The sequence below is a fragment of the Candidatus Nitrohelix vancouverensis genome, from assembly GCA_015698305.1.
In the GTDB taxonomy this organism is placed as follows: Bacteria; Nitrospinota; Nitrospinia; order Nitrospinales; family VA-1; genus Nitrohelix; species Nitrohelix vancouverensis.
This window is the reverse complement of record CP048620.1, coordinates 2,978,002-3,000,668: the sequence shown is the minus strand read 5'-3', so window position 1 is coordinate 3,000,668 and position 22,667 is coordinate 2,978,002. Positions and strand designations below refer to the sequence as shown.

Sequence of the window (22,667 nt, the reverse complement as noted above, 5' to 3'; positions counted from 1 at the left end):
TTTCAGCCTTCTGCTTGCCTTGCTTTCTACGGGCAAGACTTTGGCTGAGTCCAGATCCCCCTGGACGGAATTTTCGGGGAAGTTATGGCAAGGTCTGGAACTGCTATGCAGTTTTGGTCCGCGTTATCCTGGTTCCCCTGGCTATTATCAAACGCGCGACCTCATTCGTTCGGTTGGCGCATCCTATGCGGCGGAAGTGTCGCTCCAGTCGTTTCATCCTTTGCGTTCTGCGAAGGGGATGGGGCTGGAATTCCAGAACATCATTTTGAAATTTCCGGGCACCGAAGGCGGTAAGCCGCTTTTTATTGGCGCGCATTACGACACGCGACCTTACGCGGATCAGGAATCCGACGAGGTTCTGCGTAAACAACCCATTGTAGGCGCCAACGACGGCGGCTCGGGAGTCGCGCTCTTGCTGGCGCTGGCGGAATGGTATTCGCGTTTTCCACCCAAAGGACCGGTGCATCTGGTGTTTTTCGATGGCGAAGATTATGGCGATCACAGCTCTGGCGGCGGTTTGCTAGGCTCGACGTATATGGCGGAGCAGGTGGAAGGCATGTCTCCTGAGGATCAGCCGTATCTGGTTCTGGTCGTGGATATGATAGGAGATGCGGAGCTGGAGATATTTCGCGAAACTTATTCGCAGATCAGCGCGGGGGCTTATTTGGACGGGATCGTGGCGAAGGCGACTGAATTGGGCTATTCCCAGTTCAAAGACCAAAAGAAATACACGGTGTATGACGATCATTATCCCTTTTACAAGCGCGGCATTCCGGCGATTGTTTTGATCGATCTCGACTACCCTCACTGGCATTTGCTGTCGGACACGCTCGACAAATGCTCAGAAGAAAGTTTGCTTGCTGTTTTTCGCGTTTTGCTGGAGTGGCAGGCTACTCAATAGGGGAGGGAATTGGAGCGGCGTCCGGATTCTGGCGTTCTCTCTGTCAAGGCGTTGAAGAGAGCAACGATTTTGCTTTTTCGTTTTCCGGGTCCATTTGCAGGATGGCGTTCAGTTCTTCTCGTTCGCGTTTCACATCGCCCTGGCGGTGATAAATTTCATAAAGCTTCCAGTGGATGGAAAGGAAGTCGACGCCGAGAGCAAGAGCCTGTCGGTAGGTTTGTTCAGCCTGTCCCCATTCCTGGGTTTTATAATAGGCGTTGCCGAGGTTGAAATAGGCCATTTCAAAGCCCGGGGTGACGCGTAGCGCCCGCTTCAAAAAAGGCACCGCCTGTTCTGAACGTTCCAATTTATTGAGCACTGCCCCCAGATTGGACAAAGCCTGAACAAAGTGCGGGAAGATAGCCACGGATTGTTCAAACAGTTTCAAGGCTTCTTCGACTTTGCCCTCTCGAAAATAAAAACCGCCTAAATTGGAAAGCGCTTCCGAAAAATTCGGGTTGATTTTCAAACAGAGTTCATATTTTTCGATCGCTTGATCGATGTCGCCCATGTCGCGATGAGCCGCCGCCATGTCGTAATAAGGAGCGGCCCATTCCGGATTTTTGAGCGCGGCCTGCGTTAGAAATTCCAGCGCTTCCTCTGGCTGTCCCTTTTCATACAGGTAAAAATTTCCCCGGTAATAATCCGCTTCGGAAAAAGCGAGGTCCTGTTCAATGAAGGTCTCGTAGGAGACGTCTTTTTTACTCTTGTTGATGAAGGGCTTGACCTCGTTGATTGGCAGGGCCAGGTTGAGCGACCCGCCTTCCATGGTGACAATACCGATCACCTTATTGTTTTTGTCCAATAAAGGACCGCCGCTGAAACCCGGTTCAAAAGGAGCCGTCGTGTAAATAAATGAAAAATCCGCGACTGCCTGCGGCAGAACGCCGATCACAAAACCGAAGGTTTTAAGCAAGGGACCTTCGGGGCGTCCGTTTTCCCGGATGACTCTCTGCGTGGGATGGCCCAGGGCTTTCGAGAAATCGAACATTTGCAAACGGTCGGAGTCTCCCAGTTCGAGCGTCGAATAAAAATCCTCTTCAAGTTGAACGACGGCGAAATCTTTTTTGCGATCCACTTTTAAAACACGCTCGACCCGGGCGGTTTGCCCGTTGCTGAAAATTGCGGTCAAGGTCGCCGCATCCACCATCACATGGTAATTGGTAATAAGGACTCCAGTGGGATCCACCACAAAGCCGCTACCCGTTCCCAGATCATTACCGTCTTTGTCTTTTGCGATAAGAAGAGCGATGGCGCTGGTGTTGGCCTGAGTTGCGCTGGATGAGACAACGGAAACCAGAACAAAAATTCCGGCGATTAGAAAGGATGCAAGTGCTTTGAAGGTTTTCAAGCGAATCATGGATTGGTCTTTGGTGAAAGTGAAATCGCGTTACATTATTTTCCTGCTTATAAATTCTATTTTAAAATTATGGGAAGGGGAAAACAATGATTTTCCGACGTGGTCAGGATTCAGTAGGAAAAAAAAGCCGCCCTCAACTGAGGGCGGCTTTTCGTTAGCTGTTCAGATTTATTTTACGGTTATCTGAATCGTGTCGGAGATTTCAGGATCGTAAGGCACATGATTGCCCTTGGCAAACAAGGTCGTAACGGTGTGCTCGCCAGCGGACAATTTCAGGGATTTGCAGTCGTCGCCGCTACCCATGTGGACATGTTGCGCGTCTTTGCCGATTGGCTTGGACAGATCCGAAGGAACATCCGTATCGATCAGCAGGTGATGGTGGCCTTTGCCGTCATTGACGCCGTTTTTGGCAGGCTCGACTTCAACGCCTTCGGTTTCCATGCAGAATTCAACGGGGCTTTCTACCGTATCTCCATTTTTAGGAGAAACGATCGTAACCGAGTTTTCCGCAGAAGCTGAAACCAGTGATGCGGCCAAAAACAACAGGACGGTTGCAACAGATAGAACAACTTGCCTTTTCATTTACTAACTCCTTTAGATAAAAATAATGATGGGTGAAGCTAAAACAAAGTCATTGAAACAACATGAGCGCCTAATACAAATCATTCAAATTCGTAAGATTATATCCTACAAGAAAAGTTTCGAGTTTTTAAAGTTTTTTGTGGAATTTATTTATGACGAAATGGATAAGTTCATTTCCCTTGACAAGGGAAATATGGTTAAATAACCTTAAATCATTATGTTTAAATGATAGCTCTTAAATAGATTTCTGCCTTGTCGTGGAATTGCTTGGACGGGACGACATGCGGATAGTCTTTAGATTAATGCGACTTATAGATCTTGGAGGGTTTGATGGCGGTTACCGGGGAATGTAGACTTCTTCACACGTGCGAAATGTGCGAGTTCAACAACGATACGGATTGTAAGGCGGATAAAAACGAGCACAATCGCTGGCTGGTCAACAAGCGAATGGGCGATATTAAATTCAAATTGATCGTTGGCAGTAATAAAGGTGGAGTCGGGAAAAGTACGGTAACGACCAATTTGGCGCTCGCGCTTGCGGCAAGCGGCAAAAAAGTGGGTTTGGCTGATGCGGACCTGCATGGCCCAAACATCCCCAAACTCTTGAATATCGAATCGGTTCGTTTGCGCTCCACGGACGAGGGCATCGACCCTTATGAAACCAAGAGTGGACTGAAGGTGGCTTCGCTGGGTTTTCTGATTGAAGATCCGAACATGCATATAGCCTGGCGCGACGCGGTGAAATATGACTTCATCATTGAACTGCTCGGCAATATCAACTGGGGCGAGCTGGATTACCTGCTGTTCGATCTGCCTCCCGGCACTGGCAACGAACAGATCACGATCATTGATTTCATCGGCGAAGTCGACGGTTGCGTTGTCGTGACGACGCCTCAGGATCTGGCCTTGCTGGACGCTAGGAAAATGATTTCTTTTGCCCGCGACAGTAACGTGCCGATTGTGGGCGTGATTGAGAACATGAGTACGATGTCCTGTCCGCACTGCGCCAAGGATATCGACGTGTTCAGAAAAGGCGGCGGCAAAAAACTGGCGGAAGAACTGGCCCTGCCTTATCTTGGAAGCATCCCTCTGGATCTTGATATCACGATTCAGTCGGACACCGGCGATCCAGTGATCGAGTCCAAGCCGGATTCCGTAGCGGCTAAAGCGTTCATGACGCTGGCGGAAAATTGTCATAAATTTCTCAACCCGGAAGAGTCGTTGAAATCGAGTTGAGGACCAGGGTGGGGGCAAACGTCAAAACAGCTTGATGCGAGGTGAAATTGCATCGAGTTTCCTTGTTGATTCACCATCAACATTCATTTGCGCTTTGCCCCGATCCTGAGAGATAATGTAGGTAGGTATTAACCAGCTTATTCCCCGAAATGGTTCTCCAGGTCCTTTATTCCCATGATTAATCCGACAGCCCTACCCAGTTCAATGCGCGTTACGATCCGTTCCCTGACAGCATGTTTTTTGATGGGAATTTGTTTTTCACCGGAGACGGTTCTTGCGGACCCTCCAAAGCCTCCTCAGTTTGAAAGCAATCCGATGATCGCCGAAGTGGACGGCGAAGTCATCCGCATGGATGCGATCAAATCCGCGCAGATGCATGAGTCCATGGAGCAACTATACCGCATGCAATTGTCTGCTCTGAAAAGCAAGGCGCTCGAGAAGCTGGCTGAAAAGCGGCCGGAAATCAGCGCCGCCAGGGTTCCGAGCGTCACTGAAGAAGATATTAAAAAATTCTATCTCAACACGCCGGGCGTGAAGGAATTAGGCAGTATTGAAACCATGCGGGACGAGGTTCGAGACTATCTGGAGAATGTATATAAAAGTCAGTTTGTCGACCTGCAATACGACCGGGCTGTGGAGAAGGGATGGATCAAGGTTCACCTGACCCCTCCCTCCGACTTTCATTTGGTGGTTGAGCTTGGCAATGCGAATCTGTGGTTTGAGGAAAATGATTCGGTCTATCGCAAGGTCTTCGTTCTGGAATATTCGGATTTTCAATGCCCGTTTTGCAAGCGTGTGCAGGAAACGCTGAATAAATTGCGCGAACGTTACGCGAGCGACGTGCAGTTCGGTTACCGGCATTTTCCCTTACCCTTTCATAAAGAAGCGAAATCTTTGGCTGAAGCGGCGGAATGTGCGCGCGATCAGGGAAAATTCTGGGAACTGCAAACCGCCTTTTATGATAAAAATTCGATGGCTTCGGACCTCAATCGAGTGCCGGATCTTGCCAAGCAGGTGGGTGTGAAGCGCATCAACGAATTCAAGCAATGCTGGATGAGCGGCAAGTATAAAAGCAAGGTCGAAAAGGACATCAACGATGGCCGTAGTATCGGCATTCAAGGCACACCGACCTTCATTCTAGGCATCTACGATAAGAAAGCAAACACCGTGACGGGCGAAATGTTTTCCGGCGCGGTGTCTGAAGAGAGGTTCTCTACCTCTATTGATAAATTCCTTTCCCAGATCAATTCCGAAGCCAAGCTCAATCGGTGAGTTTCATGGCGGCTACCCGAATCGCTTTTCTCATTTTCCTGTTCAGTTGGAACGTGGAGGCCTTTGCTTTTGACCCTGCCAAAGATTTTGGTCGGGGTTCAAAAGAAAACCATGTTCATGTCGATGCCATGGCGGACCCCAACAAGGCCGTTCCGGGCGATTTGTTCGAACTGCGCATCTGGCTCGAAATGGATGAAGGCTGGCATATCTATTCTCTGGAATCATCGCCAGGGGAGAAGGAATTCTCCACGCGTATCGAAATTTTCGACTCGAGGTTTCTCCCGCAAGGCAACTGGAGAGAACCTTCTCCAGAGATCATGCTCGACGGCGCGCTCGGTCGCGTCGTCAAAACCCATAAAAACCTGATTGAATTTCGAAGACATTACTGGGTGCCGCGTAATATGGCGGAAGGGCGCTACCCCCTGCTGGGTTCTATCGAATACAGAGCCTGCGACAATCGCATTTGCACCCTGCCGACCCTTGAAAAATTCACGGCGAATTTGCAAATTTTGAATCCCTCCCTAAAACTCGATCGAGTGGACTGATCGTCCCTCGTGTCATTGCGAGCTTCATGACGAATCTCAAGCCACAACTTGGACCGAAACCCCTGGACCTGTTTCAGCGGATCGGCTCGCTTGCCGACGCAATGGATGTGCGGGTTTATGTGGTCGGCGGCTTTGTGCGCGATCTGCTGTTGGGAAAGAGCGTGATGGATATTGACCTGATGGTCGAAGGTTCCGCTGTGGATCTGGCTCAACAAACGGCAAAAATCTATAAAGTCACCGCTTCGGCTGAATCGCAGTTTGGCACGGTGGCGCTGGAGTTGATGGATGGGTTTCGCCTGGATTTCGCGACTTGCCGCAAAGAGACCTACACGAAGCCCGCCGCTCTGCCGGATGTGGCTCGGGGGACTCTGGAAGAGGATTTACTGCGCAGGGATTTCACCATCAATAGCATGGCTCTGCCGATCAATGGAGTAAGTGCTTACGAATTGATTGCGCTAAGCGGCGCCGAAGAGGATTTAAAACGAGGCTTGATTCGCGCGCATCACGCGCAAAGTTTCCGGGACGATCCCTGCCGAATCTTGCGAGGTCTTCGTTTTCAGAATCGATTGAATTTTCGTTGGGAACCAGACAGCGAAGGCTGGATGCGCGACGCGCTGGAGCAGAAAATGCCAGGGCAGTTGAGCGGAGTGCGTTTTTGGAATGAATTCAAACTGGCGTTTACTGAAGACAACGCCGTCGGATGCCTGCATCTGTTTCGCAAGGAAGGCTTGATCGCTTATCTTGCTTCTGAAATCACGGACAGCGAAACCGGCTGGGAGGCTTTAGGCCGCGTCGGCTCCTGTCTGGATGAAGGCAGTGTAGTCGACTTTCCCTATCTTTATCTTCTGGCGTTGACCTCTCACCTCAGCGAAGAAACGCTCAAGGAAATTGCCGGGCGATTGCAATGGAATCGGCAATTGAAAAACCGATTGAGCGCAGACAGTCATACCATCGAAGAGCGCCTCGGTCGCCTTCAAGACGCTTCTGCTTTGAGCGATTGGGACATCCACCAGGTTTTCGACGCGCTTTCTCCGGAAGCGCTGGCTTGCGTGTTTGCCCGGTTCAACGACAACCGCGTTTTTGCATGGTATGGCGCGTATTGCAAAAACCGGAGCCGGGCGCGAATCGAATTGACCGGCAACGATCTCGCTCTCATGGGCGTTGCCGCTGGACCCGTTTTTGCGGCAATTTTAAAGGGCTTGCGCCGCGCCCGCTTCGAAGGCGTTGTCAACAGCCGGGAAGATGAAGCCCGCTGGGTGCGGGAACATTATTTGTCATCCTGAAAACATGTCCTTGCAAACCTTCGCTTTACCGCCAGCCCGGCCTGATCCCAACCGATGATTGCGATTCCCCAAGTCATTGAAACCCGATTGAAGCGCTGGTTTGCGCTGGAAGAAAACGGTACGAATGTTGGAACCGAAATCCGCGCCGGATTGACCTCGTTCATCACCGCCTCCTACATCATTTTTGTTCAGCCTGCCGTTTTGTCGCAAGCAGGAATGGATTTTGGTTCGGTGATGACCGCAACCTGTCTGGCCTCCGCGCTCGGTTGCCTGCTCATGGGCTTGTTGGCGAATTACCCGATCCTGCTGGCGCCGGGAATGGGCATCAATTTTTACTTCACCTACACCGTCGTCATCGGCCAGGGGATTCCTTGGGAAACCGCATTGGGAGCGGTTTTCATATCCGGGATTCTGCTCATCATCCTGACGCTTCTTCGGGTTCGCGAGGCAATCATCGTCTTGATCCCAAATGCCATGAAATGCGGCATCGCTGTCGGGATCGGTTTGTTCATCGCATTCATCGGCATGACGCAAGGGGGATTGGTCGTGGATCATCCCGATGCGCTGGTGCAGATGGGTGATCTTCGCGACCTGCCAGCGCTCTTCACCCTGTTTGGAGTGACGCTGATGGGGGCTTTGTTGTATCGCAAAACGCCGGGCGCGATATTGATTGGATTGCTGGTTTTGACGGCTCTGGCGGTTCCTCTCGGCCTTGCCGAATTCAAGGGGATCATCTCGTCGCCGCCGGGGATCGGCGGGACCTGGATGAAGATGGAACTTGGGGCGGCTTTCGACCTGGGCATCGTCACCATCATCGCGGTGTTCGTGTTTGTCGATATTTTCGATACGGCGGGCACCCTGGTGGGCGTGGGGCAACAGGGCGGCTTCATTAAAGACGGCAAGTTGCCCCGGGCGCAGAGAGCCTTGCTCCCGGACGCCGTGGCGACGACTTTTGGAGCGAGCGCTGGCGTCTCGACGGTGGTCTGTTATATCGAAAGTTCCGCCGGAGTGGCGGAGGGAGGGCGGACGGGACTGACCAGCGTTGTCGCCGGCCTGTTATTTTTATTCTCGCTCTGGTTTTTCCCGATAGCGGAAATGATCGGCGGCGGTTATCGTCAGGGAGACCTGACCCTGTACCCCATCACAGCGCCGGTACTTATCATCGTCGGTTGCATGATGGTTTCCCAGTGCGTGAAGATCAATTGGAGCGCCTGGGACGAGGCGCTTCCGGCCTATCTCATCATTTGCGGCATCCCCTTCACCTACAGCATCGCCGACGGCATGGCGCTGGGTTTTATCAGCTATCCTTTAATTCAATTGCTGGGCGGCAAGGGCAGAGAGTGTCACTGGGGCCTTTACGCGATTGCGGCGGCGTTTCTGGTTCGTTTCGCCTGGGCCTGAAAACTCCAGTTGATTCCTTCGACGGTTCGCATTAAAGAATGTGATATAATCAGTCAAGCAATCTAAAGAGAGCAATCTGAGAAACCTATCTGACTGGAGAATCGTGTGGCCAGCGTTGAATATTTGATCAAACAATTTCTGACGGCTGATAAAAAAACCCTGGATCTGAGCAATCAGAAACTCGGAGACAAGGGAGCGGTCGCGGTTTCCAATTCCAAAGCCCTGAGAAAATTAAAACGTCTCAGTCTGCCCAATAACAATATTGGCGACGAAGGCATCATCGCAATCGCCAACTCAGAGTTTTTTAAAAATCTGACAGAGCTGGATATTTACGGCAATGTGATCGGCGACGACGGCGTCAAGGCGATCGCGGAATCTCCCTATTTTGGGAAATTGAGGAAATTGTCGCTCTACGGCAACCTGGTGGAAGACGACGGAGCCATCGCTCTGGCAGAGTCTGAAACGCTGGTCAAGTTGAAGCATTTGTATTTGACCGGGAACCGGATACGCCGCGACGGAGTCGACGCGCTCAAGGCCGCTAAATGTAATGCGCGCCTGTGCCATTTGCATCTCGACGATATCGAAGATTTTATTTATGAGGATGATGCGGAAGACGACGACGATGATGAAGTCGTGATCAACAGTCTGGAAGATCTGAAAAAATACAAAGAGAAAATGGCGAAAGAAGGCGCGAGCAATGGCTAGCCGATTGCGATTCAGTTATGTCTGGCTGTCTCTGGCATTTGTTTTTTTCGTTGCCAGTTTTGCTCAGGCGGCGGTTAAAGAGGAGATTGACTATCAATCGCTCTTCGATTCGCAATTGAAGCGCAACGGAAAGTTTCTTGATTTGAACGGCAAGAAAATTGGCGACGAGGGCGTCCGCTTTTTAATAGGAAGCCCTGTGATCGCCGGGCTGGAAAAACTGGATTTGCGTTATAATGATTTATCTGCAGAAGGCGCGCGCTTGTTATCTTCGGCGCAATTTCCCAAACTCAAAAAACTGATCTTACGCCACAATATTCTGGGCGACGCGGGCGCGCTTGAAGTGGCCGCATCATCCGGTTTCCCGGTTCTGGAGGAATTGCAACTGAATTGGGCGGAAGTGCGGGACGAGGGAGCGCTGGCGTTTGCAGAGAACCGGGATCGTTTCCCCCGATTGAAGAAACTGGACCTGCGCGGTAATTTTCTGTCCGGCGATACCAAGGAAACGCTGAAGCAAAAATTATCCTACCTGAAATCCCTCGAACTCTACTGAGCCGTAAATTTTTCAAGCAGGCGTAGAAACAAGCCTGAACCTGTCAGCCTCCTCAGAGTTTAATGATGCCGCTGTCTTCGTCGTAAAAATAAGTGTCCCCATTGGGACCGCGGTAGGCGATTTCTTTAACTTCCCAGATATGTTTCTTTTTAACGTCCGCTTCAGCGGCGACGAAGCGTTCGCCTTCCTGGCGTTGAAGCAGTAAGAATTTATTGTCGTTGTTGGAAACGATCTCCCATTTATGGTATTCGCTTTCCACAAGGTTGCTGTCGTAATCGATGTTGATGATGTTCACTCTTGACTCCCTTAATAAATGATGTTCGCCGCAAGCTCTTTTGCATGCTCCAGCGTTTTTAATTTGTCCGCAGTGACGATGTTTTCAAGCGACATTTGAGCAAAGCCCAGAAGAGGGTCGTGTTCTTCATCCAGTTTGATGCCGCGACTCCGAACCAGTTTTTCCACGTCGGACAGTTTCATCCGAATCGATGGGTAACCGGGGAGAGGCGATTTCTTGTGTTGAAATACGGCGTCCACTTCGGTGTTTGTATCCGCAGTCTTCTCGGTTTCGAACTGATCGTCCTCCACCATAATATCCGGTATGATGCCATGTTCCGTGATATCGATTCCCGACGGCGTGTAATATTTTGACGTGGTCAAACGCAGACCGGCGCCTTCACTGATCCTGAAAATAGTTTGAACCGATCCCTTGCCATAGGAAGTTTCGCCAAGAACCAGAGCGAGTCCCACGTCGCGCAAAGCCCCAGCGACAATTTCGGATGCGCTGGCGCTGTTGCCGTTGATGAGGGCGACGATCGGCTTTTCGTGAAGCGTGTTTTCTATTTCTGATCGATACTCCTGATAGTTGGAGCGGGTTCTTCCCTGAGTGTACACCACCAGGCGGTTGGGCGATAGAAAATGTCCCGCCACTTTCACCGACTGGGTGAGCAGGCCGCCGGGATTGTCGCGCAGATCAAGTATGTAGCCGCGTACCCGATCTTTTTTCGCTTGTTGCAAGGCTACGATCAATTGCTCGTCGGTTTGTTTTGAAAAACTGGTGATGCGTATATGGCCGACCGGCCCGGCGAGTTTTTCGTAATGGACGCTTTCGATTTCGATCGTTTTTCGCGTCAGTTCGTAATCGTAAATTTTTTTCTCGGACGGTCGCTCCAGAGAAATCGAGACGCGCGTGTCGGGGTAGCCGCGCAACATTTCGGCAAGGTCCTCAATCTGGGTGTCCTTGACGTCCCTTCCATCCGCTTTCACAAACAGGTCGCCGGAAAGAATTCCGGCTTTCCGCGCCGGTGAATTGGGCATGGTCTTCACCACTTCGAGACGCTTGTCTTTCATGGTGATCAGCATGCCCAGGCCGCCGTACTTGCCCTCCGTGTCGCGCATGGATCGGTCGAACATACTCTGATCCATGAATTGAGAATAGAGGTCCAGCGTTTCCATCATGCCGTTGATGCCCGCAAACTCAAGGTCTCTGTTCAGAGATTTTTCGTCCATGCCTTCGGCAAGAAAATAATAGGCCTTCTTGAGGGCGTTCATATTGTCTTTAAAATTGTAGGTCAGGCGGTAGGGCAGGTTGCGTCCCTTCCACCGGAGCATGCCTTTGGCGCCCGCTTTTTGATGGATCAGTTCCTTGTCGTCGACGAAGGCGACCATGCCCTCAAACGCCCCTTCGAACAATTTCCTGTAATCGGGAGGATAGACGTATTTGTCGGAAACCAGATCGACAACTTCTTCAAACAGCTCCAGATCCTGGCTGAAAAATCCCGCATGCGCGATTTTAGGCGACATGGGACTGTAGGTCCCAGGGCCGGACGGAGAAGCCGCAATGGCGACCAGGGCGGTGAGAATGAGCGTGGCGATGATTTTCGGTTTCAATGGAATGCGCATCCGTAAATTACTTTTGATTGAGAATGTCTTCGAAAATCATATCCAGACCCGCCGTCATTTCGTCAACGCTTCCGTTGTAAAGACTGGGGGTGACTTTCAACACGTCGTTGATGATGATCGTGGGCGTTTCATCGGCGTTGTACTGTTTGGCAAGGTTGAGAGCCTCTTGAGCTTTTGCCTGTATCGCCGGGTTCTCCATCCCTTCCTGCATTTGTTTGCCGACGCCCATGTCGCTGGCGAGAAACTTGATAACTTTTACCTGGAAAATATTGATGTTCAATTTGAAATTGGTGTCAAACAATTCGTGTGTGAACTTTTCCTGGATTCCCAACTCGTCGGCGATATAAAAAGCGCGCGAGGGATAGGGAGTCTGGTTGCCCCAGTAGATAGGATACTTTTTATGGTAGAGCTTGTCCTTGTATTTCTTGTGAAGCGTTTCGGCTGTCGCCAGGAATCGGTAGCAATGACCGCAGGAGAAGTTGAAAAACTCCTTCACTTCGATTTGCTTGGCGCCCTTTAATTTTTCAAGGTCGCCGATCACCTTGTAATTTCCTCTAATTTTTTCTTCCGCGCAAGCGATATTTGGGACGAGGATCATCAGGGTTAACAGCAGGGTTAAAATAAATCTCATGTGCGTCTCCTTCAGTGTTTTATTTTGGGCCAATAGGCGTTGAAATTGAATTTGGGGCTGTGGTCGCTTGAATGGCAATTCTTGCACGCGGCGTTCGCGTTGCGACCAAATCCGGCTTGAGGCGACTGAGCGTGACCCGCTCCGTCTCCGTGACAGTTTTCACATTGTACATTTTTCAATTCAGGCGTGTCGATTTCGCTGACAAATCCTCCGTCTTGATTCAAACCCACAACGTGGCAGGCAAGACATTCGGGGTCGAAGGATTTGTTGACCTTGACCAGAGTATCATAGGCGTGCCCGTGGCGGGAATTCTTCCACGTTTTATATGCTTCGCTGTGGCAGTTTTTGCAGACCTTGCTGGACGCAAAACGTTTGTTTTTGTTTTTATCGCGTCGGGCGGCCATGGTTTCAAAGAACAGGCCTTCCACTTCTTCATTATAGCGCGCGTAGAGTTCGCTCATGGCTGGATCAAATTCGAATTTTGAAGCCAGGGGGACCATTTGGTGCTTGAAGTCGAGGCTTCCATCGGCTCCAATCTGCACGCGAATTTCTCCCATTTTCTGTCCGCGCGGACTGGTCTGCGCGAAAATTTTGCCGTCTTTCCTGACGGCTTTCATGTCAATCACATCTTCGGCGCTCTCGATATTCCCGTTGACGACGATGTGAACGCCGTCGATATCGAGAAAGGGAAGGGCGCGGTCCCGGGTCATGTGGGTCATTAGGACGATAATGTCAGGCGCCTCGCTTTTTTGCAGGGCCTGAACGCTGGAACGAACAGCTTCCTCCGGGTCGCCGATGTGCAATTGCGATGAATGCGCGGCGTAATAAAGTTCCGGATCGCCCACTGCCAGCAGGGCGAGCTTGATCCCGTTATCGAATTTTTTGATTTTCGCCGGAGCGAAGGGAATGGCGTCGTGCTTGAAATTACTTCCCAGCCAGGGCAGGGGGCCGCGGTCGATCAAAAATTTCTCGCCATAAAGATAATCCTTGTCGCCGGTCAGGACGGCGTCGTAGTTCATCGCCTGCATGCTTTCGATCAGGTAACGCGCTTTGATTTTCCCCTGCCGCGTCGGCGCATCAAAATTATCTCCCGTGTCGACCAGAACCATGTGTTTGTTTTCAGCTCGGGTTTTCTTCAGGTAAGTCATGCGTTTTTCAATGCCGCCCTGGTCCTCTTCTCCCGAGCATCCGCAGGGTTTCAACTCCCCAAGTGTGTTGCCCGAATAGACAAGCAAAAACTCTCCAGAGGTGGATGCCTGGACGGGCGGCTTGGCGCAGGCGATGGTGAAACATAATGTAATGAAGGCCAGAAGGGCTGGAAATCCGGGCATGGGTAACGAGGGTTCTCTATAAAGTATTTATACAAAGACTATCTATTCTGCTATTATACGATAATCGCAGGTTATTTCACTAGGTCGAAGGATGAAATCTGAAATTCACATGCATTCCAATTATTCTGACGGGGAATTTCCGCCGGGCAAGCTGGTGGATATTGCGCACAAGAATTCTGTAAATGTGCTCAGCCTGACGGATCACGATACCTTCGAAGGAATTCCTGAATTTCTTGAAGCGACGCGCGAAAAGGGGATCATGGGCTTTCCCGGCATCGAAATCACCGTGACGTACCGGGATTTCCAACTGCATGTGCTGGGTTATTTCAAATCCTATGAATCCATTCTTCCCGAATTGATGGCAAAGGTTCACGATATGTCGGCTTTGCGCGAGAAGCGCATGCGCGACTTGGTGGACAAAATCAACGGACTGGTTCCGGAACGTCATCAAGGGACTATCGAATTTGAAAATGTTCGGCGCGCCGCCGAAGGCGTGCTGGCTCGGCCTCATCTGGCGCGGGAAATGGTTCGCCTGAAAATCGTGTCGTCAACGCGCGAGGCGTTCGACAAATACCTTGCTCCGCATAATGTTCTCAGAAAAAATATTGTTATCGAAGAAGCCCTGCGCCTGATTGGCGAAAGCGGCGGCATCTCCGTGCTGGCGCATCCCGGCGAGCGGGCCTATTCGCTCTACAATCCCAGCAAAGGACGACAGTATTCTGATGTTCCCGGAATGGTGGAAGAATTGAAGTCTTACGGGTTGATGGGACTGGAATGCGTTTACCCCTACCACGAGCGCATCGGCAAGGTGGACTATTACAAGGGACTGGCCAGACGTTTTGGTTTGATTATCACAGGGAGCCGGGACTTTCATGGATTCTCCACAGGGCAATCCGCCAAGTTGCTGGGCAGTTCAAAAATGGATCACGGTTTCGTTGAAGAATTCAAAAAAGCCTGGGGTTGAATCCCTGTCTGAAACGATGTTTGGATCGTTGACTTTTTGGAATTAAAAAAGTTATTATATTTGCGTAGGTATCGTGCGTTGCGCTTCTGGGCGCCAGGGAGCCCGACAGCGCAGATAAGGCCCCCCTGGATCAAAAGGAGGTGATCCCTTGTCTAGTCACAGTATAATTTGGGGAGCTTCCGGGAAAACTTGTTAACGCCAGGTTAACGGTAGCTCCCTTGCTCTTTTAAGCCCCGCCAGTTTCTGGCGGGGCTTTTTTTATGTTCAAAATTTTCGGATCAGAGCCACGCCAAGAATCAGAAAACCGGTGCCCAGCATCCGCTCCCAGTTCAGCGGTCTTTCAGGAAATCCCAGTAATCCATAATGGTCGATGACCAGAGTGGCGAACAATTGGCCCGCCAGAAATGCTCCCATCAAACTGAGCGCGCCGATCTTGTGGCCGCTGGCGATGGCGACCCAGACGACGAAGGCTCCGAGCAAGCCGCCAGCCCACATCCAGACGGGGAGGCGCGCCGCCGTGTCGAAAGCGGGCAGAGACTGCCGCGTCGTCAGATTGTAGATCAGCAAGCCGATGGCCCCTACGGCGAAGGAGATGAACGCCGCCATCGTTGAACTGTCCAGTTGTTTGGCAAGGCTGGCGTTGATGCCCACCTGAATGGGAATGGCGATGCCGCCCAGTAGCGCAAGCCCGAGATAAAAATATCCCATGATTCATCCTCGCTGTTGAATTCGAAATGAATGGAAAGAACCTGGAGGGAATGCTCCGGTTCCTGAGTTTAGAACAAGTTGTCCTGATTCCCCTGTTCTGACGGCGGCAGAACGCCAAAATGCTGATAGGCGAAAGGGGTGGCGACGCGACCTCTCGGGGTGCGTTGGATCAAACCCGATTGCAGAAGAAAGGGTTCGAGAATGTCTTCGATGGCGTCTTTTTCTTCGCTGATGGAAGCCGCAAGGCTTTCCACGCCGACCGGGCCGCCGCGAAATTTTTCGATGAGCGTGCGCATGAGTTTGTGATCCATTTTGTCCAGTCCCATCGAATCGACTTCCAGCATTTCAAGGGCGTGACTGGCCACCGCGCGATTGACGACGCCGTCGGCCTTGACCTGGGCGTAATCGCGCACGCGCCGCAGTAGCCGATTGGCGATGCGCGGGGTGCCGCGCGAACGGCGGGCGATTTCGCTCGCTCCCTCGGGCACGATCTCCACTTTGAGAATGGCGGCGGATCGAGACACGATGATTTCGAGTTCTTCGGCGCTGTAATGGTCGAGACGATGCACGACGCCAAAACGGTCGCGCAGGGGAGAAGTCAAAAGACCCGCGCGCGTCGTCGCGCCAATGAGCGTGAAGGGCGGCAGTTCCAGTTTGATGGAGCGCGCGCTCGGACCTTGCCCGATCATGATATCCAGTTGAAAATCTTCCATCGCGGAATAAAGGATTTCTTCGATGACCGTGGACAAACGATGGATTTCGTCGATGAAGAGGATGTCGCCTTTTTTAAGATTGGTCAGGATGGCGGCGAGGTCCCCGGTTTTTTCGATGGCAGGCCCGGAGGTGCCTTTCAAATTTGCCCCCATTTCTGCGGCGATGATATTTGACAGAGTCGTTTTGCCCAGACCGGGCGGGCCGTAGAACAGGCAGTGGTCGAGCGTTTCCCCACGCATGCGCGCGGCGGAAATAAAAATTTCCAGGTTGCTCTTCACTTTATCCTGACCGATGTAGTCGTTGAAAGTGAGCGGGCGCAGAGCGGTCTCGAAGCGGACTTCGTCCTGTTCTTCTGCCGGGTCTGTCAAACGTTCTTCATCCATTCATTGGGTCCGGTTCAAGACAGCAGGTTGAGACTTTCTTTAATCAATGTTTCGAGGTCCTTGTCGCCCTGTTCCGACAGACGTTTCAAAGCGATCTCGGCATCGGCCTTGCGGTAGCCCAGATTGGTCAGCGCCGACAAGGCGTCGCGGAGCGCTTCCGATTCATGGGAAACGGAGGCTTCGGCATTCGCGACGATATCCATTTTGGGTAATTTGTCGCGCATCTCCAGCGCCAGCCGCTCGGCGGTTTTTTTTCCAACGCCGGGAATGCGGCTCAACAAGGCCACGTCGTTGGCCTGAATCGCGCCTATCAGTTTTTCCGGGTCCATGCCGGAGAGGATCGCCAGCGCCAGTTTGGGGCCGACCTTGTTCACGCTAATGAGGTTTTCAAACAGAGTCTGCTCTTCATCGCTGAGGAAGCCAAACAGCTTCATGGCCTGATCGCTCACATGCGTGTATATATTCAGAGTCACCGACTGGCCCTGCGCGGGCAGTTCGTAAAAGGTCGAGAGCGGCGAATGAACGAGGTAGCCGACGCCGTTGACGTCGATCACCAAACGTTCCGGCGAACGCAGAGTCAGAATTCCTGAAAGACGGGCGATCATTTTCGGCTCCCGGCGATGCGCGTTTTCAAGGCGGATGAATGGATATGACAAATCGCAACGGCGAGCGCGTCGGAGGCGTCGAGCGGCTCCGGGTCTTCCTTGAGGCTGAGCAGGGTCTTGACCATGGACTGCACCTGAGATTTTTCGGCCCTTCCGTAACCCGCTACCGCCTGTTTGATCTCCAATGGACTGTATTCTCCGATTTCCAGATTTGCATTCGCCAGGGTCAGCAAGATGGCGCCGCGTGTTTGTCCAAGTTTCAGCGCGCTTTTGACGTTGACCGCAAAGAACAAGTCTTCGACGGCGGCTCCGTCGGGCTGGTGTTTCTGGATCACGCCGAGCAATTCATCGTGAATGCGTTTGAGACGATCGGGAAACGAAGCTTTGGCCGGATTGCGAATGCCGCCCCAGCACACGGCCTTCAGGCTGGAGCCGGATTCCTCGACAATGCCGTAGCCGGTGCAGTTACTGCCCGGATCGATTCCAAGGATACGCATTTTATGAAATTCCCGTCTGGTGAAATTTTTCAGGCAACATTTGGAGAGAAACCGGGTCGCGGTTAGATATTAAAAACAGGGGCCATACGATTGCAAGCGAATCGTTATCGGCGTTCCACTGACTGCCTCGGGGTTGTCTGGCAGAACGTTTGAAAAATATTTTATTTCAATGGCTTGCATACTAAATCGCTCTTCATATTACTCGCTTCAATGAGGGGGGTCAATATGCAGAAATGATTGTTATCGACGCGCGATGATGCGATCCAGCTCATTGGCGAATTTCATGCGCTCCTTCTTTCCAAAAATGTCCGGGCCGCCGGTCTCGACTCCGGCGCTGCGCAGGCTGTCCATGAAATTGCGCATGCTCAACAATTGTCCAATATTTTCCTTGTCGTAAACAGAACCGCGAGGGTCGAGCGCCAGCGCGCCTTTTTCCACCACGCGCGCCGCCAGCGGGATGTCGGCGGTGATGATCAAATCACCTGTATCGCATTGTTTGACGATTTCGTCGTCCGCAATATCGGCGCCCTGTCCTACCAGAATCAAATGAATGAATGGCGAATCGGGCAGGCGCAACCATTGGTTGGCGACCAGCGTCACCGACACTTCGGTGCGTTCAGCGACGCGAAACAGGATGTCCTTGACCGGTCGGGGGCAGGCGTCGGCATCGACCCATATTTTCATTTTGATCGGTCTGGGCGCAGTAAGGTTGGAAAACGAAAGGGGTTCATGCAAGGTTTAAGATATGCGGGTGGAAGAAATGACAAGCCTGATGTTTCATCGGGCGCCGGTAGAGCGCGACCCTGCGGAACTGAATTTGACCCTGCTCAGTCGAGCGTTGCCAGCACTTCGTCGGAGATGTCAAAGTTGGCGTAGGATTTTTGCACGTCGTCGTGGTCGTCCAAACCGTCCATGAGGCGTATCAGTTGTTTGACGTTGGACTCTTCGACTGGAACCGTGTTCTGTGGAATGCGCGTCAGTTCGGCTGTTTCGGTCGGGATCTCGGCGTCTTCCAGAGCTTTTCGGACCAGCTCGAAATTTTCAACCGCGCAGGTGATCTCGAAATATTCGCCTTCGAGTTTTAAATCCTCGGCGCCGGATTCGATGATGAGCTCCATCAATTCATCTTCTTCGCGGCCTTCTGCGGGAACGGTGAAGAATCCTTTTTGCTCAAAAATCCAGCCGACGCATCCGTTTTCGCCGATGTTGCCGCCGTTTTTTCCAAAGATGGAGCGGATTTCTCCGATCGTCCGATTACGATTGTCGGTCATCACTTCGATAAAAATCGCGACGCCACCGGGGCCATAACCCTCGTAGGTGATCTCTTCATACTGAACGCCTTCAAGCTCGCCGGTTCCTTTTTTGATGGCGCGGATGATGTTATCCTGAGGCATGTTGGCCTGCTTGGCGGACAGAATCGCGGTGCGTAAACGAGGGTTGCCGTCTGCGTCGCCTCCGCCCAAACGCGCGGCGACGGTGATCTCTTTAATGATGCGGGTGAAAATCTTGCCGCGCTTGGCGTCCGCCGCGCCTTTTTTATGTTTGATGCTGGCCCACTTGGAATGACCGGACATGGAGCTTCCTTTTTGAGAATTTTTGTTGGCTCAATTTAGCACAGATATCGCGACGGGTTCAATGCGGTTTTGTCCGGGGACGCGACGGATTTTTGTTTGCGCTGGCTTTTGCAAGGCCTGATAATCAGCAGAGTTTAAAAATTATGAAAATCAATGGCGGGAATTAATGTTATGAGCCAGGAACATATTGAAGTGATCGTTTCAGGAAAAGCTTTGAAGGCCCGACCCGGCCTGACGCTGACGCATGCCTTGTGGGAGGCGGGACGGGCGGGCGAGGTGCAGACCGGATGCGACGGCGGGGTCTGCGGCGCCTGCACGGTTTCAATCCAGTTGAAAGGGGATAGTAAAACCCTCATCGATCTGGCCTGTCAACGACAGGTGGAAGACGGCATGACGGTTTTTCCCTATCCAGCTCCAACGATACCGGCGGTGGCGCCGAATCGGGAGATCAGCCCTGAATCCATCCGCGCGGCCTTTCCGACTCTGGACCGTTGCACCAAATGCGGAGCCTGTTCGATGGTCTGCCCGATGGACATTCCGGTCATGGATTCGGTCACGCGAATGCGCTCGGGCGCCTTTGAGGAGGCGGCGGAAGATTTCACATCCTGTATTCATTGCGGTCAATGCCGGGTCGTCTGCGAAGACCGGGTGAAGCCGCATAACATGGGCATGTGGGTGCGCCGTTCCCTGGGTATGGCGCAAAATTGGGAAAGGCTTGCAGGAAGCGCCGTGAATTCTCCTGATGAATCCTGGGATCTTTTACTGGATTGCGATGAAGAAACCCGACTGGCGCGCTGTCGCGAGTTTCGAAAAACGGGGAGGGTGGAATCATGATGGAATGGGCCAGAGACTCGCTGAAACGATTGGAGGATTCCCGCGAAGCGCGTCGCAACGCGGTTCATGAAGAATTGTCGCAAGAAGAGGTTGATCGGTTATTGCAGGAACACCATCCCGATCACTCAGGCAAGGGGCGGAGCATTGCAGTTGGAGCCAACGCCAACGCGACGGCGTTTCCCATCGAACTGGCGGACTTGCTGGAATCGAAAAGTCGATTGCCGGACGACTACGTTCCAGCGGCGGATATAGAAACCGACGTGCTCATCATTGGCGGCGGCGGGGCGGCCTGCTCTGCGGCGCTGGCTCTGAACGAGTCGGGTTTGAAAACGCTCCTATGCGCCAAATTGCGCCTGGGCGATTCGAATACGGTGATGGCGGAAGGGGGAATTCAGGCGGCGTTGGGGCCGGAGGATTCCGCGCAACGTCATTTCGCCGATTCTCTGGTGGGCGGCCACGGCAAGAACGATCCTCAATTGTTGAAGCGCCTGTGCGAGCAGGGGCCGGAGGGGATTCGCTGGCTGACGGAATTGGGTTGCCTGTTCGATGTGACCGAAGAGGGAATGTTTCGACTTCGCCTTGGCGGCGGCGCGTCGGTTCCCAGAGTGCTGGCTTGCCGGGATTACACCGGGCTTGAGATCATGCGCACATTAAAAGATGCGACGCGGTTGACGACGACGGAGATCATGGAAGATTGTCCCGCGCTGGAATTGCTCGACGACGGCGCCGGGCAGGTCAGCGGCGCGACGATCTGGAATCGTCAGAAGAACTGTTTGCAGTCGGTTTCCGCGCGCGCGGTTTTGCTGGCGACGGGGGGCGCGGGTCAGCTCCGTTTTCAGCAGTTCGGCACGAGCAATCATGTGGGCGCCACGGGAGACGGTCTCGTTCTCGCTTATCGCCAGGGCTGTCATCTGGAGCATGGCGGCAGTTTTCAATACCATCCCAGCGGCAGTTGCTATCCGGAAGCGATGTCCGGGCGCCTTGTGACGGAAGCGATCCGGTCCGTCGGAGCGCAGGTGGTGAATAACGAGGGGCATTGTTTTATCAACGAACTGACTTATCGCGATGTGCTGGCGGCGGCGATCATTCGCGAGGTGCGCGAGGGTCGAGGCATTCAAACCCCGGCGGGAAGTTGCGGGGTGTGGCTGGACACGCCGCTGATAGATATCAAACATGGCGCCGGGACCTTGCAAAAACAGTTTCCCGGTATTGTGCATCGCTTCGCGCCGTTTGGAATCGATCCCTCGCAGACGCCGATCCTGATCTATCCTACCCTGCATTATCAGAATGGCGGCGTGCGCGTCGACGAATGGTGTCGAACCGAGATCAATGGACTCTGGGCGGCGGGTGAAGTGACGGGAGGTTTGCATGGAACGAATCGTTTGATGGGAAATTCCCTGCTCGATATCATTACCTTTGGCCGACGCGCCGGGGAATCTATCAAAGCGCAGTTGCCGGAGAGGAAGGCGGCGACGCGCTCTGCGGCGGATCGGTTTCAGCGGGACTTGCAGAAACTGAGTGAGTCGTCTGTGCAGGGGCCGCAACTTTTCCCTGTCGAAATGAATATGAACGCCACGCCGGGGCAGTGAGCCCTCTGACTCGCACCCGATGCAACACTGGGATTCAACGACATTTTTAATGGCGACCGGGGGACGGGTCGTCGTTTTCTTCATTTCTAAGAGCGTACGATGCAACACTGGGACTCAACGACATTTCTAATAGCGGCGGTGGCTCTGGCAGCCGCTTTTTTTATCTGGAAACGCTGGTTTTGGCAGGGAGGCGGTACGCCGCAGGCGCTGGACGCTCGTCTCTCCAGATTGGGCGAGTCGTATCAAATTTTGAAGGATGTGAGTTTGACGACGCCTCAGGGAATAGTTTCCATCGACCGCTTGGTCGTTTCGCCTTACGGCGTTTTTGTCATCTCGATTTCCAGTCTTAAGGGACGTTTGACGGGAAGGCCGGGGGATCGGGAGTGGTGGGCGAAGCAGGGAGGGCAGACGGTCGCAGTTTACAATCCTCTGCTGGAGAACAGAAAAATTGTCAATCAGATCGCCCCGCAATTGGGAGTCGATCCGCTCATTCCGCTTGTGGTTTTTTTGAATGCGCGATTGGGAAGCGATTTTGGCGTCAGCGCGACGCCCTTGTCGGCGCTCCCGCAATTCTTTTTAAGATACCAGCGCGAAACTTTATCCCCCGAGCAACAGGAAGAAATCATTCGACAGGTCAGTCAGAACCCAAACGTTTTCTGAGCGATGCAGGGAATATCAAGCCTAAGCAAGCGTAGACCTGCTGAATTTTATGGCGCAGTTCCAGCCGGCGACCTTAGCTTGCCGATCTGAAAGTTTTTTGAAGTTTGCTTAAACGATGATGTCTACTTTATTGGCGCTTTTAGAGCTGGCAACGCTTTGTTCGCTGACTTGAACCGCAGATTCAATCAGTTTCACAGCGTTATTGCCTTCCTGTTTTTGTACGTTCAAAGCAGTTTTTGTCGCGGCGGCCTGAAATTGCGGGCTAACGCCGGAAGCGGAATTGACATCCATGATCTAAACCTCCCAAATAGAGTTCGACTTATTCTGCTTAACGGATGAATTCAGAAATTCTTTAGCCAATAAAAGTGAAATTTGAGAAAAAATGTAAGAAATTGGGGAACAAA

The 22,667-nt window shown here is 52.3% G+C and carries 25 protein-coding genes; 12 read left to right on the top strand and 13 right to left on the bottom strand.

Going from position 1 to position 22,667, the window contains the following annotated elements; genetic code table 11:
* Window positions 1-40 precede the first annotated feature (40 nt).
* Window positions 41-901 carry a M28 family peptidase gene (locus G3M78_13925; protein QPJ66434.1) on the top strand — a complete coding sequence of 287 codons (861 nt, stop codon included), beginning with the start codon at window positions 41-43 and terminating at the stop codon, window positions 899-901.
* Window positions 902-944: 43 nt separating this feature from the next.
* Here G3M78_13925 and G3M78_13920 read toward each other — a convergent pair whose 3' ends face one another.
* Together G3M78_13920 and G3M78_13915 are read right to left on the bottom strand one after the other, a co-directional pair.
* Window positions 945-2,300, bottom strand: coding sequence for a tetratricopeptide repeat protein (locus G3M78_13920; protein QPJ66433.1), 1,356 nt, complete (start codon window positions 2,298-2,300; stop codon window positions 945-947).
* Between the two features lie 168 nt (window positions 2,301-2,468).
* Window positions 2,469-2,882 carry a DUF4399 domain-containing protein gene (locus G3M78_13915; protein ID QPJ66432.1) on the bottom strand — a complete coding sequence of 138 codons (414 nt, stop codon included), beginning with the start codon at window positions 2,880-2,882 and terminating at the stop codon, window positions 2,469-2,471.
* Between the two features lie 372 nt (window positions 2,883-3,254).
* On the opposite strand from G3M78_13915, the gene G3M78_13910 reads away from it, so the two are divergent.
* The 7 genes from G3M78_13910 to G3M78_13880 all read left to right on the top strand — a co-directional run bounded on the left by G3M78_13910 (window position 3,255) and on the right by G3M78_13880 (window position 9,874).
* On the top strand, window positions 3,255-4,118 hold the full coding sequence (locus G3M78_13910; protein QPJ66431.1) for an Mrp/NBP35 family ATP-binding protein: 864 nt from the start codon (window positions 3,255-3,257) through the stop codon (window positions 4,116-4,118).
* A gap of 174 nt (window positions 4,119-4,292) precedes the next feature.
* Complete coding sequence (locus G3M78_13905; protein QPJ66430.1) at window positions 4,293-5,390, top strand: thioredoxin domain-containing protein; 1,098 nt, start codon at window positions 4,293-4,295, stop codon at window positions 5,388-5,390.
* A gap of 5 nt (window positions 5,391-5,395) precedes the next feature.
* Window positions 5,396-5,935, top strand: a complete 540-nt coding sequence (locus tag G3M78_13900) for a hypothetical protein (protein QPJ66429.1) — start codon at window positions 5,396-5,398, stop codon at window positions 5,933-5,935.
* Window positions 5,936-5,961: 26 nt separating this feature from the next.
* Window positions 5,962-7,218 (top strand): CCA tRNA nucleotidyltransferase, encoded by a 1,257-nt coding sequence (locus tag G3M78_13895; protein ID QPJ66428.1) that lies wholly within the window; start codon window positions 5,962-5,964, stop codon window positions 7,216-7,218.
* Window positions 7,219-7,293: 75 nt separating this feature from the next.
* Window positions 7,294-8,619 carry an NCS2 family permease gene (locus G3M78_13890; protein QPJ66867.1) on the top strand — a complete coding sequence of 442 codons (1,326 nt, stop codon included), beginning with the start codon at window positions 7,294-7,296 and terminating at the stop codon, window positions 8,617-8,619.
* Between the two features lie 105 nt (window positions 8,620-8,724).
* Window positions 8,725-9,324 carry a hypothetical protein gene (locus G3M78_13885; GenBank protein ID QPJ66427.1) on the top strand — a complete coding sequence of 200 codons (600 nt, stop codon included), beginning with the start codon at window positions 8,725-8,727 and terminating at the stop codon, window positions 9,322-9,324.
* On the top strand, window positions 9,317-9,874 hold the full coding sequence (locus G3M78_13880) for a hypothetical protein (protein QPJ66426.1): 558 nt from the start codon (window positions 9,317-9,319) through the stop codon (window positions 9,872-9,874). The genes G3M78_13885 and G3M78_13880 overlap by 8 nt, the downstream gene beginning before the upstream one ends.
* A gap of 52 nt (window positions 9,875-9,926) precedes the next feature.
* Here the strand turns inward: G3M78_13880 and G3M78_13875 are convergent, their stop codons facing one another.
* From G3M78_13875 to G3M78_13860, 4 genes are read right to left on the bottom strand one after another with little or no spacing between them, the layout of a single operon-like run.
* Window positions 9,927-10,169: a hypothetical protein gene (locus G3M78_13875; protein ID QPJ66425.1), complete on the bottom strand. Its 243-nt coding sequence runs from the start codon at window positions 10,167-10,169 to the stop codon at window positions 9,927-9,929.
* 11 nt (window positions 10,170-10,180) lie between these two features.
* The gene (locus G3M78_13870; GenBank protein ID QPJ66424.1) at window positions 10,181-11,761 is read right to left on the bottom strand and encodes a S41 family peptidase; all 1,581 of its coding nucleotides are present in this window, start codon (window positions 11,759-11,761) and stop codon (window positions 10,181-10,183) included.
* 19 nt (window positions 11,762-11,780) lie between these two features.
* Window positions 11,781-12,404, bottom strand: a complete 624-nt coding sequence (locus G3M78_13865; protein QPJ66423.1) for a thioredoxin domain-containing protein — start codon at window positions 12,402-12,404, stop codon at window positions 11,781-11,783.
* 11 nt (window positions 12,405-12,415) lie between these two features.
* On the bottom strand, window positions 12,416-13,735 hold the full coding sequence (locus tag G3M78_13860; protein QPJ66422.1) for a hypothetical protein: 1,320 nt from the start codon (window positions 13,733-13,735) through the stop codon (window positions 12,416-12,418).
* A gap of 91 nt (window positions 13,736-13,826) precedes the next feature.
* Between G3M78_13860 and G3M78_13855 the strand changes: the two genes are divergently transcribed.
* On the top strand, window positions 13,827-14,699 hold the full coding sequence (locus G3M78_13855) for a PHP domain-containing protein (GenBank protein ID QPJ66421.1): 873 nt from the start codon (window positions 13,827-13,829) through the stop codon (window positions 14,697-14,699).
* 264 nt (window positions 14,700-14,963) lie between these two features.
* On the opposite strand, the gene G3M78_13850 is transcribed toward G3M78_13855, so the two are convergent.
* The 6 genes from G3M78_13850 to G3M78_13825 form a co-directional block, all read right to left on the bottom strand.
* Window positions 14,964-15,407, bottom strand: coding sequence for a DMT family transporter (locus G3M78_13850; GenBank protein ID QPJ66420.1), 444 nt, complete (start codon window positions 15,405-15,407; stop codon window positions 14,964-14,966).
* A 68-nt stretch (window positions 15,408-15,475) separates the two neighbouring features.
* The gene (gene ruvB / locus G3M78_13845) at window positions 15,476-16,504 is read right to left on the bottom strand and encodes a Holliday junction branch migration DNA helicase RuvB (GenBank protein ID QPJ66419.1); all 1,029 of its coding nucleotides are present in this window, start codon (window positions 16,502-16,504) and stop codon (window positions 15,476-15,478) included.
* Between the two features lie 14 nt (window positions 16,505-16,518).
* Window positions 16,519-17,109, bottom strand: a complete 591-nt coding sequence (gene ruvA / locus G3M78_13840; GenBank protein QPJ66418.1) for a Holliday junction branch migration protein RuvA — start codon at window positions 17,107-17,109, stop codon at window positions 16,519-16,521.
* Entirely contained in the window at window positions 17,106-17,606 is a 501-nt protein-coding gene (ruvC, locus tag G3M78_13835) for a crossover junction endodeoxyribonuclease RuvC (protein QPJ66417.1), read from the bottom strand. The genes ruvA and ruvC overlap by 4 nt, the downstream gene beginning before the upstream one ends.
* Before the next feature lie 240 nt (window positions 17,607-17,846).
* Window positions 17,847-18,290 (bottom strand): YaiI/YqxD family protein, encoded by a 444-nt coding sequence (locus G3M78_13830; protein QPJ66416.1) that lies wholly within the window; start codon window positions 18,288-18,290, stop codon window positions 17,847-17,849.
* A 143-nt stretch (window positions 18,291-18,433) separates the two neighbouring features.
* Window positions 18,434-19,180: a YebC/PmpR family DNA-binding transcriptional regulator gene (locus tag G3M78_13825; GenBank protein QPJ66415.1), complete on the bottom strand. Its 747-nt coding sequence runs from the start codon at window positions 19,178-19,180 to the stop codon at window positions 18,434-18,436.
* Window positions 19,181-19,333: 153 nt separating this feature from the next.
* On the opposite strand from G3M78_13825, the gene G3M78_13820 reads away from it, so the two are divergent.
* The 3 genes from G3M78_13820 (at window position 19,334) to G3M78_13810 (ending at window position 22,263) form a co-directional block, all read left to right on the top strand.
* A complete protein-coding gene (locus G3M78_13820) occupies window positions 19,334-20,014 on the top strand; it encodes a 4Fe-4S dicluster domain-containing protein (GenBank protein QPJ66414.1) in 681 nt (226 codons plus the stop codon).
* The gene (locus G3M78_13815) at window positions 20,014-21,603 is read left to right on the top strand and encodes an FAD-binding protein (protein ID QPJ66866.1); all 1,590 of its coding nucleotides are present in this window, start codon (window positions 20,014-20,016) and stop codon (window positions 21,601-21,603) included. The genes G3M78_13820 and G3M78_13815 overlap by 1 nt, the downstream gene beginning before the upstream one ends.
* Window positions 21,604-21,702: 99 nt before the next feature.
* Window positions 21,703-22,263 carry an NERD domain-containing protein gene (locus G3M78_13810; GenBank protein ID QPJ66413.1) on the top strand — a complete coding sequence of 187 codons (561 nt, stop codon included), beginning with the start codon at window positions 21,703-21,705 and terminating at the stop codon, window positions 22,261-22,263.
* Window positions 22,264-22,371: 108 nt separating this feature from the next.
* On the opposite strand, the gene G3M78_13805 is transcribed toward G3M78_13810, so the two are convergent.
* The gene (locus G3M78_13805; GenBank protein QPJ66412.1) at window positions 22,372-22,554 is read right to left on the bottom strand and encodes a hypothetical protein; all 183 of its coding nucleotides are present in this window, start codon (window positions 22,552-22,554) and stop codon (window positions 22,372-22,374) included.
* Window positions 22,555-22,667: the final 113 nt, after the last annotated feature.